The sequence below is a fragment of the Nocardia australiensis genome (genome assembly GCF_020733705.1).
GTDB lineage: Bacteria > Actinomycetota > Actinomycetes > Mycobacteriales > Mycobacteriaceae > Nocardia > Nocardia australiensis.
On the sequence record NZ_JAJFZM010000003.1, the window covers coordinates 168,825 to 184,988 of the forward strand.

Annotated in this window: 13 protein-coding genes; 6 read left to right on the forward strand and 7 right to left on the reverse strand. The window is 65.8% G+C overall.

Translation table 11 applies throughout. The features are described from left to right. Positions 1 to 71 precede the first annotated feature (71 nt). Complete coding sequence (locus LKE06_RS20090; RefSeq protein WP_228000842.1) at positions 72 to 2,795, forward strand: ATP-binding protein; 2,724 nt, start codon at positions 72 to 74, stop codon at positions 2,793 to 2,795. Positions 2,796 to 2,855: 60 nt separating this feature from the next. On the opposite strand, the gene LKE06_RS20095 is transcribed toward LKE06_RS20090, so the two are convergent. Further along, complete coding sequence (locus LKE06_RS20095) at positions 2,856 to 3,098, reverse strand: hypothetical protein (RefSeq protein WP_228000843.1); 243 nt, start codon at positions 3,096 to 3,098, stop codon at positions 2,856 to 2,858. A gap of 87 nt (positions 3,099 to 3,185) precedes the next feature. On the opposite strand from LKE06_RS20095, the gene LKE06_RS20100 reads away from it, so the two are divergent. After that, on the forward strand, positions 3,186 to 3,620 hold the full coding sequence (locus LKE06_RS20100) for a nitroreductase family deazaflavin-dependent oxidoreductase (RefSeq protein WP_228000844.1): 435 nt from the start codon (positions 3,186 to 3,188) through the stop codon (positions 3,618 to 3,620). 76 nt (positions 3,621 to 3,696) lie between these two features. Next, entirely contained in the window at positions 3,697 to 5,052 is a 1,356-nt protein-coding gene (ilvA, locus tag LKE06_RS20105; RefSeq protein ID WP_228000847.1) for a threonine ammonia-lyase IlvA, read from the forward strand. Between the two features lies 1 nt (position 5,053). Here the strand turns inward: ilvA and LKE06_RS20110 are convergent, their stop codons facing one another. Both LKE06_RS20110 and treZ read right to left on the reverse strand, forming a co-directional pair. After that, positions 5,054 to 5,191, reverse strand: coding sequence for a hypothetical protein (locus LKE06_RS20110; RefSeq protein WP_228000849.1), 138 nt, complete (start codon positions 5,189 to 5,191; stop codon positions 5,054 to 5,056). A gap of 59 nt (positions 5,192 to 5,250) precedes the next feature. Further along, complete coding sequence (gene treZ / locus LKE06_RS20115) at positions 5,251 to 6,975, reverse strand: malto-oligosyltrehalose trehalohydrolase (protein WP_228000851.1); 1,725 nt, start codon at positions 6,973 to 6,975, stop codon at positions 5,251 to 5,253. A gap of 149 nt (positions 6,976 to 7,124) precedes the next feature. Here treZ and LKE06_RS20120 point away from each other — a divergent pair, with 149 nt between their 5' ends. After that, complete coding sequence (locus LKE06_RS20120) at positions 7,125 to 7,742, forward strand: class I SAM-dependent methyltransferase (RefSeq protein WP_228000853.1); 618 nt, start codon at positions 7,125 to 7,127, stop codon at positions 7,740 to 7,742. A gap of 159 nt (positions 7,743 to 7,901) precedes the next feature. Here LKE06_RS20120 and dnaE read toward each other — a convergent pair whose 3' ends face one another. The 3 genes from dnaE to LKE06_RS20135 all read right to left on the reverse strand — a co-directional run bounded on the left by dnaE (position 7,902) and on the right by LKE06_RS20135 (position 13,779). Continuing rightward, entirely contained in the window at positions 7,902 to 11,450 is a 3,549-nt protein-coding gene (dnaE, locus tag LKE06_RS20125; RefSeq protein ID WP_228000854.1) for a DNA polymerase III subunit alpha, read from the reverse strand. A 204-nt stretch (positions 11,451 to 11,654) separates the two neighbouring features. Further along, entirely contained in the window at positions 11,655 to 13,109 is a 1,455-nt protein-coding gene (locus tag LKE06_RS20130; RefSeq protein WP_228000857.1) for a sensor histidine kinase, read from the reverse strand. After that, positions 13,102 to 13,779, reverse strand: coding sequence for a response regulator (locus tag LKE06_RS20135; protein ID WP_228000858.1), 678 nt, complete (start codon positions 13,777 to 13,779; stop codon positions 13,102 to 13,104). Before LKE06_RS20135 ends, LKE06_RS20130 begins: the two co-directional genes overlap by 8 nt. A 237-nt stretch (positions 13,780 to 14,016) precedes the next feature. On the opposite strand from LKE06_RS20135, the gene LKE06_RS20140 reads away from it, so the two are divergent. Next, a complete protein-coding gene (locus LKE06_RS20140) occupies positions 14,017 to 14,721 on the forward strand; it encodes a DUF8020 domain-containing protein (RefSeq protein ID WP_228000859.1) in 705 nt (234 codons plus the stop codon). Between the two features lie 335 nt (positions 14,722 to 15,056). Here the strand turns inward: LKE06_RS20140 and LKE06_RS20145 are convergent, their stop codons facing one another. Then, positions 15,057 to 15,335 (reverse strand): hypothetical protein, encoded by a 279-nt coding sequence (locus LKE06_RS20145; RefSeq protein WP_228000860.1) that lies wholly within the window; start codon positions 15,333 to 15,335, stop codon positions 15,057 to 15,059. Between the two features lie 331 nt (positions 15,336 to 15,666). Here LKE06_RS20145 and LKE06_RS20150 point away from each other — a divergent pair, with 331 nt between their 5' ends. Further along, positions 15,667 to 16,107, forward strand: a complete 441-nt coding sequence (locus tag LKE06_RS20150) for a hypothetical protein (protein WP_228000861.1) — start codon at positions 15,667 to 15,669, stop codon at positions 16,105 to 16,107. Positions 16,108 to 16,164: the final 57 nt, after the last annotated feature.

The window sequence follows — 16,164 nt, forward strand, 5'->3', positions numbered from 1 at the left end:
TGCGGACCGGCCAGGGTGAACGCCCACCTGGAGCTGCGCTCCCACATATGCCTGGCGGCTACGGTGGGCAGATGCTCCATGGACGAGAAGCCGAGCAAGCACATATCGACCGGCTTCTGCACGATGCGCGCGAAGGTCACAGCGGCGCTCTGGTGCTGCGCGGCGATCCGGGAATCGGGAAGACGGCGCTGCTGGACTACGCGGCGGCCCAAGATATTCCGACGGTGCGAAGCGCTGGTATCGAGTCCGAGGCCGAATTGCCGTTCGCGGCATTACACCTGCTGGTGCGCCCAGGGATCCAGCTGGTGCAGACGCTGCCCGGCCCACAGCGCGACGCACTGCGCGGCGCTTTCGGCCTGGATTCCGGTCCGGTCGCTACTGGTGCGGCACAGCACAATCCGGCCGACCGCATGCTGATCGGGCTGGCGGTGCTTTCACTATTGGCCGAAGAAGCCGCCGACGGGCCGATACTGTGCCTGATCGATGATGCGCAATGGCTGGATCGGGCGAGCGCCGAAGCACTGCGGTTCGCCGCGCGGCGCCTGGACGCCGAGGGTGTTGTCATCATCTTCGCGAGCCGTCGGGGGGACAATGATTTTCCCACCTCAGGGCTGCCCGAACTGTTGGTGACCGGACTGCGTCAGGACGCCGCGGCGGCGCTGGTGGACAGCCGCACCGCCGATCTCGCCCCCGCGCTGCGGTATCGACTGCTCGCCGAGGCGGCGGGTAACCCGCTCGCATTACTGGAATTGCCCGTCGTGCTGGCCACCGAGGCACCGGGATCGGCGGCGGGAATGAACCCCTTACCGCTGACACAGCGCCTACAGGTCGCCTTCCACGGCCAGGTGACCAGGCTGCCCGCGCCGACGCGCACGCTGCTGCTGATTGCCGCGGCCGCGGGTACCGACGAACTCGCGACGGTGTTGCGCGCGGCGGAGTCATTCGGTGTCGGGCTGCTCGACCTACAATCCGCCGCGGACGCCGGACTCGTGCACAGCAACGGGCAGACGCTGAACTTCCGTCACCCCTTGCTGCGTTCGGCTGTGTATCAGGGTGCCCCGCTGGCCCAGCGCCTCGCCGCGCACAACGCGCTCGCCACCGTTTTGACCGATGCCACCGACGCGGACCTGCGCGCCTGGCATTCGGCCTCGGCCGCAACGGGTCCCGATGAAGCGACAGCGGCCGCGTTGGAGGACACCGCCGAACGTGCGCGGCGGCGCAGCGGATACGCCGGCGCCGTCGCCGCCTACGAACGCGCGGCCGGATTGAGTATCGACCCGGTCGCCCGAGTCCGCCGTCTCGTACTCGCCGCCGAAACCGCCGGCGAGGCAGGACAATTGGATCGTGCCCGCGCGGTAGCCGAGCGCGCCGCGAGCCAGAGCGCCGACCCGTTGTTGCACGCTCGGCTCGATCTGGTCCGGGCGACCGCGGAATTCGGTGCGGGTAAACCGCTTTCGGCACACCGCCTGCTGCTGGCCGGTGCGGAACTGGCGCGCGAGGACGCACCGGTACGAGCGGCTCGGATTCTGCTGCAGGCGGTGCACACAGCCTGGTATCTCGGTGCGCCGGAATTGACCGAGGTCGCCGCCCACCTGACCGAGCTGGCACTGCCCGCGTCCGACCCGATCACACCGATCGCCGAGTACACCGTCGCCGGTATCGATGGCAGACGGATCGTAGACCTGCGGGCTGCCGCAACCGCCGCACGTGACCGTGGCACCGACAGTCCCCGTGATCTGGTGCAAATGTGTGGCGTTGGCCTGGTTGTCGGACAGGACGAGCAGGTCGCGGATCTGGCGGCCACGCTCATCGCCGAGTGCCGCGAGCAGGGTCGTATCGCGCTGTTGCCGACGCTGCTCTTCTTCCGCGCCGAGGCCGAACTGTTCCTCGGCAGGCCGGGTGAGGGCCGCGTCGCCGCGACCGAAGGACTGCGGATCGCCGAGGACATCGGCCACAACCACTGGATCAGCCAACTCTGCAGCTTTCTGGGCTACCTCGCCGCGCTCGAAGGACGCGAACGCGAGTGCCGCGAGCTGGTCGAGCGCGCACTTGCCGAGGAATTCGGCGGCGCCGCCGCCCCGGGCGCGCCGTGGACGCACGCCGCGCTCGGCATACTCGAGCTCGGTCTCGGCAAGGTCGACAGCGCCATGTCCCGGCTGGAACTACTCACCTCCGAACCCGCCCGCCATCATGTCGCGGGTCTGCGCGCGATACCCGATCTGATCGAGGCGGCGACGCGGCTCGGCGACCAGGGGCGAGCCGGTGACGCACTCGCTCGACTACAGACCTGGGCCGAGAGCTCCCACCAGCAGTGGATCGCGGCCCTCGCCGCACGCTGCCGCGCCATCATCGGACCGGAGGCAAAGGCGGAGAACAGCTTTCAGGACGCGCTGCGGCTCGGCGGCCGCCCGTTCGAACAGGCGCGAACCCAACTGCTGTTCGGTGAATGGCTACGCCGCAACCGCCGCAAGATCGACGCACGCAACCAACTCGGCCCGGCGCTGGAAACCTTCGAACGGCTCGACGCCGCGCCGTGGGCCGAGCGCGCCCGCACCGAACTCGCCGCACTCGGCGTCGGCTCCGCCGTCCGCCCCGCAAAGGGCATCCTTGCCCGGCTCACCCCACAGGAACTACAGATCGTCCGCCTCGCCGCCCAGGGCATGTCCAACCGGGATATCGCCGCCCAACTGTTCCTCAGCCCCCGTACCGTCGGCCACCACCTGTATAAGGCGTATCCGAAGCTGGACGTGCAGTCACGCGCAGAACTGGCGAACCTGCCCCTCGACGCGGCCTGAGCGTGCGTTATCGGTTATCGCCGACTTTTTCGGCGATGTCCGGGTCCGGAGACCGCCGGGTCAGTGCGTGGCGAGAACTCGGCCCGCTCGGCCATCGGCCGTCGACTTCCGGCGTAGGCCCGCGCGGGCGAGCACCCAGCGAGCGGCACAGACGACTGCCGCGACGAGCACCGCGCTCTGGAGGGAGCCGGTGATCACGGCGAGAATCAGGCAGGTCACCAGCCCGGCGGCGAGCGCCTCGAGCTTATAGATCGGCCACGCGGTGCCCGCGAGCTCAATCGTGGAGGGGTGATCCGTTGCCATGCCGTCAGGATATACGTATATCTAAGTTTGGTCCACCAAACATTAGTGGCCGGGAACATCGGCGGACGCTGCCGCGTTGCCCGAGCTATGCCACTCACAGGTGAATACGCACCGAGCACATCCGACTGGGCCAGAGAGCAGGCGGAGGCGTACGAAGCCTCCGGAGGAACTGACGCCACCTCAATGCAGGGCAAGCCGGTTGTCCTGCTCACGACGCGAGGCGCGAAGACCGGCAAGTTGCGTAAGACCCCGCTGATGCGCGTCGAGCACGATGGCGAGTACGCGATCGTCGCCTCGCTGGGCGGCGCACCGAAGAACCCCGTCTGGTATTACAACATCAAGGCCGATCCGCACGTCGAGCTGCGCGATGGCACCGAAACCAAGGATTACCTCGCCCGCGAGGTAATCGGCGATGAGAAGGCCATATGGTGGGAGCGAGCGGTCGCGGTATGGCCGGACTACGCGAATTACCAGACGAAAACCGACCGGCAGATCCCGGTCTTCGTACTGACCGCCCAGTAGTTCGGCGATAACGACGAATCAGCCGTCCGCCTACCCGCCGTGTCCTGCCGACGCGGCGGGTGGCAGCATATTTCGGGTGTCCAATTCGCTTGATCTTCTCGACGAATTATCCGCCGACCGTCCAGCGCTGAGCGCGGACGAGATCGACGCCGCCGCCAAGCGAATTGCCGACATTATCGAGCCGACTCCGCTGCAGTTCAGTGCCCGTCTATCCGAGTTGACCGGCGCGCAGGTTTACCTCAAGCGCGAAGACCTCTCGGCCGTACGCTCCTACAAGCTGCGCGGCGCCTACAACCTGATCGTGCAGCTCACCGAGGCCGAGCGGGCCGCGGGTGTGGTCGCCGCCAGCGCGGGTAATCACGCCCAAGGCGTGGCCTTCGCCTGTAAGGCGATGGGCATCAAGGGCCGCATCTACGTGCCGACCACGACGCCGAAGCAGAAGCGCGATCGCATCCGGGCGCACGGCGGCAAATTCGTGGAGTTGATCGCGGTCGGGGAAACATACGACGCCGCGGCAACCGCCGCAGTAGCCGACGTCGAGCGCACCGGGGCCACCATGGTGGCGCCATTCGACGATGCGCGCACCGCAGCCGGTCAGGGCACCATCGCCGTGGAAATCCTGGCACAGCTCGGCACCTCCCCGGACCTCGTCGTGGTGCCGGTCGGTGGCGGTGGCTGCCTGGCCGGGATCGGCACCTACCTGCGCGCCCGGTCGCCGCGCACCGGCATCCTCGGCGCGGAACCAGCAGGGGCGGCCTCGATGACCGCGGCGCTGGTCGCGGGTGGTCCGGTGACGCTGCCGGAGATCGACCCGTTCGTGGACGGCGCCGCCGTACGCAGGATCGGCGCCGTGCCCTACGCGGCGGTCGCGGAATTCGGTAGCACGGTGGTATCGCACGGCTCGCTGCCGCTGCTCATCGCCACCCAATCCCCCAGGGGCGCAGGGTCTTTCCAAATGTTGCAGGTCGACGAGGGCGCCATCTGCACGGCCATGCTCGACCTCTACCAGAACGAAGGCGTCATCGCGGAACCCGCGGGCGCGCTCGCGGTCGCGGCGCTCGCCGAGATCCCGATCGAACCGGGATCGACGGTAGTGTGCCTGGTCTCCGGCGGTAATAACGATGTGTCGCGCTACGGCGAGATCATCGAACGCTCGCTGGTGCACCGCGGCCTGAAACACTATTTCCTCGTTGACTTTCCGCAGGAGCCGGGCGCGCTGCGCCGCTTCCTCAACGATGTACTCGGCCCCGACGACGACATCACGATGTTCGAATACGTCAAGCGCAACAACCGGGAAACCGGTGCGGCGCTGGTCGGCATCGAACTCGGCGCGCCAGAGGGACTCGCCGCACTGCTACAGCGGATGACGGACTCCCCCATCCAGGCCGAACAGCTGGAACCGGGGTCACCCGCCTACCGTTACCTCACCTGAGTCAGGCCGCGAGCTGCTTCGTCGCCGGCGCTGCCCATCGTGAGGTGCGCAGCCCGGCTACGACGAACGGCAGCAGCCAGGCCATCGCCGTCTGATCCAGCCAGCATGGCCGGATCAAGATCTCCGGTTGACTCGGCAACGCCACCTTCGCGCCGCCGAAACCGGCTGCGCGACCTCGGCTTCCGTGGCCGTCCCCGGCTATCCGAGGATCACGAAGCAGTACCCCGGAATCGTTGTGCCCGAGGCATTTTCGCTGTTGATCGGGTGTTCCCAAGCCAATACGACGGCGCCTACGACCGGCACGGTGACCGGATCCGGCGACAGATTGCATACCAGCCGCAGCGAACCCCGCCGCAACACGAACCACCGTCGCTGCTCGTCGTAATCGGCCGATACCCGCTCGAGCCGCGGATCGGTGATCTCCGGCCGAGCCCGCCGCAGCGCGATCAGGTCGCGATAACAGGCGAGCAGCCGCGCGTGCGGGTCTTGTTCGGGCTCGAGCCAGTCGAGTTTCGACCGCAGGAACGTCGCGGGATCCTGCGGATCGGGGACTTCCTCGGCACCCCAGCCGTGCTCGGCGAACTCGGCCCTGCGGCCGGCCACGGTGGCGGCACCGACCATCGGGTCGGTGTGGGAGGTGAAGAACTGGAACGGCGTGCGCGCACCCCATTCCTCGCCCATGAACAGCATCGGCGTATAGGGCGAGCACAACACCAGCGCCGCCTTGATCGCCAGCTGACCGGCGGTGAGGTAGGAGCTCGGCCGGTCGCCGATGGCGCGATTGCCGATCTGGTCGTGATCGCAGGTATAGGCCAGCAGAGCGCTACCCGGGATCAGGTCTCGGCGCAGCGGCCTGCCGTGGACACGGCCGCGAAAACTGGAAAACGTCGCGGCGTGGAAGAACCCATGGGTCATCGTCCGCGCCAGACAGGACAGAGAACCGAAATCCGCGTAGTAGCCCTGCCTTTCACCGGATACCGCCGTATGCACCGCATGGTGCAGATCGTCGTTCCACTGCCCGGTGAGTCCGTAACCACCCGCGGCGCGCGGCGTGACGAGTCGCGGATCGTTGAGATCACTTTCCGCGATCAGGGTCAGCGGCCGGCTCACGTGTGCGGCCAATCGTTCGGTCTCGATGGCGAGTTCTTCGAGCAGGTGGATGGCGGTCCGGTCGACCAGGGCGTGCACGGCATCAACGCGCAGCGCGTCGATGTGGAACTCGCGCAGCCAGCGCAGCGCATTGTCGATGATGTAGCGGCGCACCGCATCCGAGTCCGGCCCATCCAGATTCAGGCTCTGCCCCCAGGTATTGCGCCCCTGAGTCAGATACGGACCGAAACGGGGCAGATAGTTGCCCGACGGGCCGAGATGGTTGTAGACGACGTCGAGACAGACCGCTAAACCCTGTGCGTGGCAGGCGTTCACGAAGCGTTGCAGCCCGTCGGGTCCACCGTAGTTTTCGTGTACCGCATACCAGAGCACACCGTCGTAACCCCAGTTGTGTGTCCCGTCGAAGTCATTGACCGGCATCAGTTCGACCACCGTGACACCGAGCTCGACCAGATGCGCCAGCCGCTCGATCGCGGCGTCGAAGGTGCCCTCGGGGGTAAAGGTACCGATATGCAGCTCGTAATAGACCGAGCCCGCCAACGGCCGTCCGGTCCAGTGCCGGTCGGTCCACCGGGCCGGATCGACTGTGTGTACGGCGGAGCGGCCGTGGACACCGTCGGGCTGACGTGGCGAGCGAGGGTCGGGCAACACGGTCGGGTCATCGTCGAGCAGGTACCCGTATCGCGCGCCTGCCCCGGCCGCGACCTCGACCTGCCACCAGCCGCCCGCCGACCGGTCCATCGGATGTACCGCCGTATCCAATGCCAGCCGCACCACCTCGGCACTCGGTGCCCACACCCGGAACTCGGTCACCGCGCCAGCATGGCACGCCCGGCCCTCGCATGCCCCGGCGTCGATCAGGCGCGGACTCGTGTCGAGCCGCTATCGGCCGACCCCGCACCCGGGACGCCACGAGATTGCAGTCCTTGGTACGCAGTGGTCGCCTGTGCCAAAGTCAGGGGGTGGGACTCTATAACGATCAGTTCGTGCCGCGCCTGGTCAACCTGGCATGCGGTATGCGATTCAATAATCCGCTGCGCAAACGGACGTGCGCAGGACTGCACGGCCGGGTCGTCGAGATCGGGTTCGGATCCGGCCACAATGTGCCCTTCTATCCCGCCACGGTCAAGTCTGTGAGCGCGGTGGAACCGGCCGACCTCGGCTGGAAGCTGGCCGCCGGACGAATCGCGCAGGCAACTGTGCCGATCGAGCGGGCCGGACTCGACGGTCAATCGCTGCCGTTTCCCGACAACTGCTTCGAGGCCGCGCTCTCGACCTGGACGATATGCACCATCCCCGATATCGCGACGGCGCTGGCCGAAGTGCGCAGGGTCCTCGTCCCCGGTGGCACCCTGCATTTCGTCGAGCACGGCCTGGCACCGGATCCCAAGGTGCAGCTGTGGCAGCACCGGCTGAATCCGATCCAGAAAGCCATCGCGGGTGGGTGCAACCTCGATCGCGACATTCGCGCGATTCTGGAAGACGCGGGCTTCGAGGTCCGCGATATCGATGTGTTCTACGGCGAGGACGGCCCCAAGTTCGTGACCGCGCAGTCCCTCGGCGTCGCGGTCTCGCCGTAGCCTCCGATCGACACTCCCCGGCCCTGTCTGCTCCGGGTTGGAACGTTCTGTCCAAAATGTGCTAACGCTCTCCCATGGTGAGATCGTCGGCGCGGCAACGCTAGTCGCGCTATATCGAGCACTCAGCCGGCCCGCACTGTGATTGCCGGTACCTGGCCCTCAGCTCGCAAGGCAACCAGGGCCGAGGAGGGCCTTCAGGTCGCCCATCAGGGCCGAGGAGGGTGAGACACGTAGGCTGTCGTCGAGTTTCAAGAGGGTGGTCTTTTCCCTGGCGCCGACGTGGCGAATGTGCACGTCCGCGGTGCCGGGGTGGCGAGACAGGACGCGTTTGAGTTTGCCGATCTTGTCGGGGGTGCACATTCGCGTGGAAAGCACCACCGCGAGCGGTTTGGCTACGCCGATCGCGGACAGGTCGGGGACGGCGAGGTCGTTGGCTATCAACGAGATTCGATCGTCACGAACCGAGACCCGCGCCTTCACCAAGACCACCGCGTCCTCGACCACGTCCATGCCGTAGACCGAATACGACTGAGGGAAGAAGAGCACCTCGATACCGCCGGTCAGGTCTTCGAGCTGAGCCGAGGCCCAGGCCAGACCGTTCTTGTTGATACGCCGGTTGACCGAGGCGAGGATGCCGCCGATGGTCACCTGAGCGCCGTCCTTGACATCACCCTCGAGGATGGCCGGAATCTGCGTATCCGCTTGCGCGGCAAGCACATGCTCGACACCGTTGAGCGGATGGCCGGACACGTACAGGCCCAGCATCTCCCGTTCCAGCGCGAGCTTGTGCTTGCTCTCCCACTCGTCGTCGGGCACCTTGACATCGAAGATCGATGACACCGACTCGTCCGCGTCCATGCCGCCGAAAAGATCGAACTGCCCGATCGCCTCAGCCTTCTTCGTCGACATCACCGCGTCGATGGCGTCTGAATGGACCAGCAACAAACCCTTGCGCGGATGTCCGAGCGAGTCGAATCCACCTGCCTTGATGAGGGATTCGGTGACCTTCTTGGTGCAGGCGATGGCGTCGATCTTGTTCAGATAGTCGGAGAAGTCGGTGAACTTCGACTTCTCCTTGCGCGCGGCGAGAATCGAGGACACCACGTTGGCGCCGACATTGCGCACCGCGCCGAGTCCGAACCGGACGTCCTTGCCGACAGAAGCGAAGTTCAATTCGGACTCGTTGACGTCCGGCGGCAGCACGGTGATCCCGAGGCGACGGCAGTCCGACAGATAGACCGCGGCCTTGTCCTTGTCGTCGCCGACACTGGTGAGCAGCGCCGCCATGTACTCGGCGGGGTAGTTCGCTTTGAAATAAGCGGTCCAGTACGAGACCAGACCGTAGGCGGCGGCGTGCGACTTGTTGAACGCGTAACCCGCGAACGGAAGAATGGTGTCCCACAACGCCTTGATGGCAGCCTTGGAATACCCGTTGGCCTGCATGCCCGCTTCGAATCCCTCGAACTCGGCGGCCAGTACCTCGGCCTTCTTCTTACCCATCGCGCGGCGCAAGATATCCGCTCGACCGAGCGAGTAGCCGGCGACCTTCTGCGCGACGTGCATGATCTGCTCTTGATAGACGATCAGACCGTAGGTCTCGCCGAGGATCTCCTTCAACGGCTCGGCCAGCTCCGGATGGATCGGCTTGACCTCTTGGCGGCCGTTCTTGCGGTCGGCGTAGTCGTTGTGGGCGTTCATGCCCATCGGGCCGGGGCGATATAGCGCGCCGACGGCCACGATGTCCTCGAACGCATTCGGCTGCATGCGGCGCAGCAGATCGCGCATAGGGCCACCATCGAGCTGGAACACACCGAGCGTGTCGCCGCGAGCGAGCAGGTCGTAGGTCAGCTGATTGTCCAAAGGCAGTGCGTCGAGGTCGATTTCGACGCCGCGGTTGAGTTTCGCGTTGTCGATCGCGTCACCGAGCACCGTCAGGTTTCGCAGGCCGAGGAAGTCCATCTTCAGCAGGCCGATGGCCTCACACGACGGATAGTCCCAGCCGGTGATGAGGGCACCGTCCTGCGGGCGCTTCCACACCGGAATGGCATCGGTCAGCGGTTCCGAGGACATGATCACCGCGCAGGCGTGTACGCCCGCGTTGCGAATCAGACCTTCCAAACCACGTGCGGTCTGATAAATCTTGGCGATATCGGGGTTGGAATCGATGAGCGTCCGAACCTCGGCCGCTTCCTTGTAGCGCTCGTGCTCCGGGTCTGTGATGCCGGCGACCGAGATGTCCTTGGCCATGATCGGCGGCGGCAGCGCCTTGGTGATCTGGTCGGCGATGGCGAAACCGGGCTGACCGAACAGCACTCGCGCCGAGTCCTTGATCGCGGCCTTGGTCTTGATGGTGCCGAAGGTGATGACCTGCGCGACGCGGTCGCTGCCCCACTTCTCGGTCGCGTAGCGGACCATTTCACCGCGGCGGCGATCGTCGAAGTCGATATCGATATCGGGCATCGACACGCGCTCTGGGTTGAGGAACCGTTCGAACAGCAGACCATGCGGAATAGGGTCGATATTGGTGATGGTCAATGCGTAGGCCACCAGCGAACCGGCGGCCGAACCGCGACCGGGGCCGACTCGGATGCCGACCTCGCGTGCGTGTCCGATGAGGTCGCCAACCACAAGAAAGTAGGCCGGGAAGCCCATCTCCAGGATTACGCCGATCTCGTATTCGGCACGGTCCACATAGTTTTGCGGTACCCCGTCGGGAAAGCGATGGTCCAGTCCCTTGGCGACTTCTTTGCGCAGCCAGGTGCCCTCGGTCTCGCCCTCGGGCACCGGGAAAACCGGCATCCGGTCACGGTGGGCCCACACCTCGTCGTAAGGCTGGACCCGCTCGCCGATTTGCACCGTGTTGTCGCAGGCGCCGGGCACCTCGGCATCCCAGATCGCGCGCATTTCGTCGGCCGACTTCAAGTAGTAGCCGTCGCCGCCGAACTTGAATCGTGTTGGGTCGCTGAGTGTTTTACCGGTCTGAATGCACAGCAGTGCCTCGTGGTTGGTCGAGGCGTCCTTGGTGACGTAATGGCAGTCGTTGGTGGCCAGCGGCGGAATATCGAGCTTGCGGCCGATTTCCAGCAACCCCTCGCGGACCCGGCGTTCGATGGATAGGCCGTGGTCCATGATCTCGAGGAAGAAATTCTCCTTGCCGAAGATCTCCTGCCACTTGGCCGCGGCCTCGAGTGCCTCACGGTCGTGGCCGAGGCGCAGCCTGGTCTGCACCTCACCCGATGGGCACCCCGTGGTGGCGATGATGCCAGCGGCGTGCTGGGCGATGATCTCCTCATCCATGCGCGCCCACTTGCCGAGCTGGCCTTCCAGCGAGGCGAGCGAGGACAGCTTGAACAGGTTGCGCAGCCCGGTCGCGTTCTCCGCGACCATGGTCATGTGGGTATAGGCGCCGCTACCGGAAACGTCGTCGCCCTTCTGGCTGGGATCGCCCCACAGCACCCGTTTCGTATCGAACCGGGAGGCGGGCGCGATGTAAGCCTCGATACCGATGATCGGCTTGACGTCGGCCTTCTTAGCGGAGTTGTAGAACTCCGAGGCGCCGTACATATTGCCGTGGTCGGTCATCCCGACCGCGTTCATGCCCAGCCTTTTCGCCTCCGCGAACAGTGGCGAGATCTTGGCAGCACCGTCGAGCATCGAGTACTCGGTGTGGTTGTGCAGATGAACGAAGGATCCGGACGAGGCTGACACGACAGCAGATTATGCCCGGTGTATGACAGATTTCGACGACCCACTCCGCGTGCCGCCCGAAACAGCGTGTGGTAGGAATTCCACCCCGCGTGTCGGCCAAAAAGATCATCGGTGTGTCGGCACTCGACTCGAGATTTGGTGCCGTGCCGCGAGTAGCCCGCTCGTTGGTGACGAGGGTGTTCGGCAACGTCCCCGCTTCGGTTATCAATCCGCAGCGGGCAGGGTGACTGTGAAACGCGCGCCGCCATCGCGGCCGTCGTCCACGTGGATCTCGCCTCCGTGCCGCTCGACGACGTCGCGGACGATGGCGAGACCGAGTCCGGCGCCGCCGTCGTCGCGGCTGCGGGCGTCGTCGAGCCGGACGAACCGCCGAAAGATCCGGTCCCGGTCGGCTACCGGCACGCCGGCGCCGTCATCGCTCACCGTCAAAACTGCCTGGCCGCCGGTACGCGTCAACGTGACACACACGACGGTCTCGGCATGGCGTTGCGCGTTGTCGGCGAGGTTGGCCAGGACACGGCCGAGCTGAATCCGGCTGCCGAGCACCGCGATACCGTCGTCGGATATCTCGGCCCGGATCGGGTACGGATCTGTGTTGCGGTGGGCCAGTTCGTCGCGAACCAGTACGGCCAGGTCCACCCGGTCGCGGCGGGATTGCTCGCCCGCGTCGAGGCGAGCCAGCAGCAGGAGGTCGGCGGCGAGATGTTCCAGCCGCACGGAATCGGCGATCAGTCCATCCAGTTCGAGTAGTTGTGGATGTGCCTGGGCGATCTCGAGTTGGGTGCGCAGGCTGGCGATCGGGCTGCGCAGCTCGTGCGCCGCGTCGGCGATGAAACGACGCTGTGTTCGGGCCGACTCCTCCAAAGCGGCGAGCGTGGTGTTCGTTGTGGTTGCGAGTCTGGCGATTTCGTCGTGCGAGGCGGGGACGGGTACGCGGCGGGAGAGGTCGCCACCCATGATTTCGGCGAGCTCACCGCGGATCGCCTCCACGGGGCGTAGGGCGCGGCGAGTCACCGACCAGGTCACACCCGCGACCAAGGCGAGCATTAGCGGCAGGCCGATCAGCATGACACGGCCGACGCCGGCGACGGCATTGTCCGCGATGGCGAGGGAGGCTCCGGCATAGATGGTGATGTCCTCGCCGCGTGGGGTCCGGACGGCGAGCGCGGCGACCCGGAAATCGTGGCTGCCGGTGTCATCGTGGGCGACCGGTAGTCGCATATCGTGGAAGGCGATAGCGCCGGAACCCGCGGCGGCCAACCGCTCCGGCTCGTCGTTATCGTCGTCGTCGTCGTAATCGTCGTCATCGTCGGGCTCTTCGGACTCCGATTCCGCGGCCGGGGAGAATTCCGCCATCGGCCCGTGGCCGAGTAGCTCGTCATCGGCCGCCAAGACCCGCCGATCAGCCGAAACCACTTGCACCGGTTCACTGTCCGCGTCGGGCAACTTCAGATTCGCGAAGTCCGTACCCGCCACGAGTTGCGCGGCGACCTGTCGAGCGATCGATTCGGATTGCAGGCCCGCACTATTGACGAGATTGTGCCGCAGTACCGCGAGCACGGCCAGCCCGGCCGCCACCAGTGCGATCGCGACGACGGCCGTGGCCATCACCGTGGCCCGAGCACGAACCGAACCCCACCATCGTGACCGGTCAGCCACGGTCGGCCGCCAATCGGTAGCCCGCGCCCCGCACGGTGATGATCGACCGACGCCCGAACGGAGCATCGATCTTCCGCCGCAGGGTGCTGATATAGACCTCGACGATATTGGGATCGCCGTCGTAGGCGAAGTCCCAGACGTGCTGGAGGATATCGGATTTCGACACGATCTCCCCCGCGCGGACGGCGAGGTACTCCAGGACGGCGAGCTCCTTCGTGGTGAGCACGACCTCCTGCGTGCCTCGACGGCACGTACCGGTGTTCGGATCCAGCGTCAGATCGCCGACACGCAGTACCGGGGCGCCGCCGCGGGTTCGGCGGCGCAGCAGGGCACGAATGCGGGCCAGCAGCACCACATACGAGAACGGTTTGCTCAGGTAGTCGTCGGCGCCGGTATCCAGCCCCTCGGCCTCGTCGTACTCACCGTCCTTCGCGGTGAGCATCAGCACCGGCGCCTCCTCGCCCGCGGCCCGCAGCGCGGCACACACCTGGTAGCCGTTCATACCGGGCAGCATGATGTCCAGCAATATCAGGTCGTAGTCGCCGGTCGTCGCGAGATGTAGCCCGTCGGTCCCATTGTGAGTGACATCCACTGCGAATCCTTCAGCCGCAAGCCCTTTGGCCAAAGCTGCGGCCATCCGCCGCTCGTCCTCAACGATCAGCAAACGCATCCACTCAGCCTGACAGACGGTTCCTGAAACGGATTTCAGGCGCCTTCAGGCTGCCTTCAGCCGAGCCTGCGACGGTGATGATCAACATCGAACCGACACTCCCACAGTAGGTTTCATCATGGCCCCCCTTCTTCGCGGCGCATCCGCCTACGTGCGCCGGCAGCTCGACGACTCCGACTGCTCACCGCCTCAGTAGCCGCACTCCCATCGTCAACCACCAAGATAGGTTCCAGGACAATGCTTCTGCGTAGAATTTCCACCGTATCGACGATTGCCGCCGCGGTTGCCTGCATCACGGCGGGAACAGTCAGCGCTGCTCCACAGACCGCCGACAGCGGCGTAGTCGATTACACCGTCACTTCCACCGAGCAGAACATGGTCGTCCAAATCGGCTCGGGTTCAATGGTGGTCGACAACGGCGTATTCGAGGTCGTATCGGCCGACGGGACCGTCCTCGCGGGTACCCCGCTGGAGTTCCGGGTCGACGAGTTCGTCTTCCCCATCGCCGCCCTCGTCCAGGGCCGAACTGCCACACTCACACCACAATTCGATATCGAACATGCCAACTACCGGCCGGTTGCCCTGCCCTACGAAGACCAGGCACTGTGGCGAACGCCGTACGAGCGCGAAGTCGCGGCCTTCACACGGCTGAAAGACACCATTGCGGCAGGGGCGGCGATCGGCACTACCGTCGGCGGCATCGGCGGCGGTCTGGTCGGCTGCGTACTCGGCGGCATCGCCGGCGCCACCGTCGCCGCCGCGACCATTGTCGGCATGTTCGGCCCGTTCATCCCCGCCGCCGCCGTCGGCTGTCTCGGGGGAATCGTCGCGGTAGGCGCGCTCGGCACCATCGCCGGTCAGCTCTTTGTCACCGCACCCATTGCCATTGCCGCCGTTGTCCAGTACTTCACGACGGTCAATTCCCCTTTCCCGGTGAAATGATGTGGTCGGCATCCCCCGCGGCTCGTCCATCGAAACCTCGTGTAACGGTGCGGTTCTCGGTCGTATCGCTCGGCCCCGGCGCACTCCGCAACAGCGCATTTCGGCACCCGTGTGGCCCGCAGCGCGGGGCATGGGGCGGCACGGGCCTTCGACCGGACGGGGCCACGCCGGATGCTCCGGCGAAGACGTGACTCCGAGATTCGACTCGCTCGGCCCTATCCGGCGATCGGGCGAGTCGGCGCAGTAGCACGGCCAAAATTGGACGCACGAAAGCGCCCCCGAGGGGGCGCTTTCGGCTCTTATCGAACTAGATGCGAGAGCACGTCTCGGTCAGGTCAGAAGCTGAGGCCCAGCGGCTGGGCGCCGTTCGGGCACACCGCACCGATCATGCGAGCACTGAACGGCTCGATCAGCGCGTTGACCGGCAACGAGATCCCCGTGGGGCACACCGCCGTTCCGCTCACAACTTGCGGTAGGGATGTGGAGTTCACGCAAGTCGTCCCCATGCAGTACACCCCAGATGGCGGAATCGCCGCCGACGCCGGACCAGCGGCAAGTACGGCACCGCAGATCGCACCCGTCACCGCAATCATGCTGAACGCGACACGCTTCATGTCCTGTCCCTCTCTGCATATTGGGCAATTTGTTAGCAAAAAGCGTGGCCAGCGTATCTGCGGCGAGGCGCTCAACTCACCAGACCCGCCGCGCGAGACGTCCAGGGCGAAAGCCCGTCGATCGATGACATACGGGCGGGCGATCCGACAGTGGCGTGGAGCCAATGTGTTCCGCGCGAACATCAGGCTTGGTATGGCCTGGACGTGATTACATGGTCGTGTGGTGTCACTGCCCGATATGGGTGGCCGGCCGTTTTCGGCGCGGGAGGGCGGGCCATCACGGACATGATTGTTCCGGCTGAACGATGTTCCCCACCGAACCGAGGTGTCGATGTTGTCGATCAAATCCGCGTTCGCCGCCACCGCCGTCGGCGCGGCCGCACTCATCGCGACGGCCACGCCCGCTTCGGCGGCGCCGGCCGAAAAGTTCGCGACCGTCTACTCGCTCGCCGACGGTCCGTGCGTCGCACAGGTCAACGCCTCGGTGGCCGGTGACGCGTATCCGTCGTCCGCGGCCTTCACCGTCAGCGGCACGCTGTACGGCGTGGGCAGCTGCAAGTTGACCGTCACGCTCAATTGGCGCAATGACAACACCGGTGAGACGGGTACCCGCCCGGTCACCCTCAACGGCCCCGGATTCTGGGGCAACGACGGCCGCAGCGCGATCTTCTCGCCGGGTATCGGCGACTTCACCGCCACGCTCACCGTCGGCGGCGCGCACGTTCCCGAACCCGGAACGGTCAAGTTCTCGGTACACCAGTACCAGAGCTGACCGGATAAACGAGTCCACTCCTCGTCGGCGTTCATAATCACCCCATGGGTTCGCCGC

Coding starts and splice junctions, on each gene's coding strand:
- LKE06_RS20135 (WP_228000858.1), bottom strand. CDS start 13,779: ATGCGTTTGCTGATCGTTGAGGACGAGCGGCGGATGGCCGCAGCTTTG.
- LKE06_RS20090 (WP_228000842.1), top strand. CDS start 72: ATGCTCCATGGACGAGAAGCCGAGCAAGCACATATCGACCGGCTTCTG.
- LKE06_RS20145 (WP_228000860.1), bottom strand. CDS start 15,335: ATGAAGCGTGTCGCGTTCAGCATGATTGCGGTGACGGGTGCGATCTGC.
- LKE06_RS20100 (WP_228000844.1), top strand. CDS start 3,186: ATGCCACTCACAGGTGAATACGCACCGAGCACATCCGACTGGGCCAGA.
- LKE06_RS20095 (WP_228000843.1), bottom strand. CDS start 3,098: ATGGCAACGGATCACCCCTCCACGATTGAGCTCGCGGGCACCGCGTGG.
- LKE06_RS20140 (WP_228000859.1), top strand. CDS start 14,017: ATGCTTCTGCGTAGAATTTCCACCGTATCGACGATTGCCGCCGCGGTT.
- LKE06_RS20150 (WP_228000861.1), top strand. CDS start 15,667: ATGTTGTCGATCAAATCCGCGTTCGCCGCCACCGCCGTCGGCGCGGCC.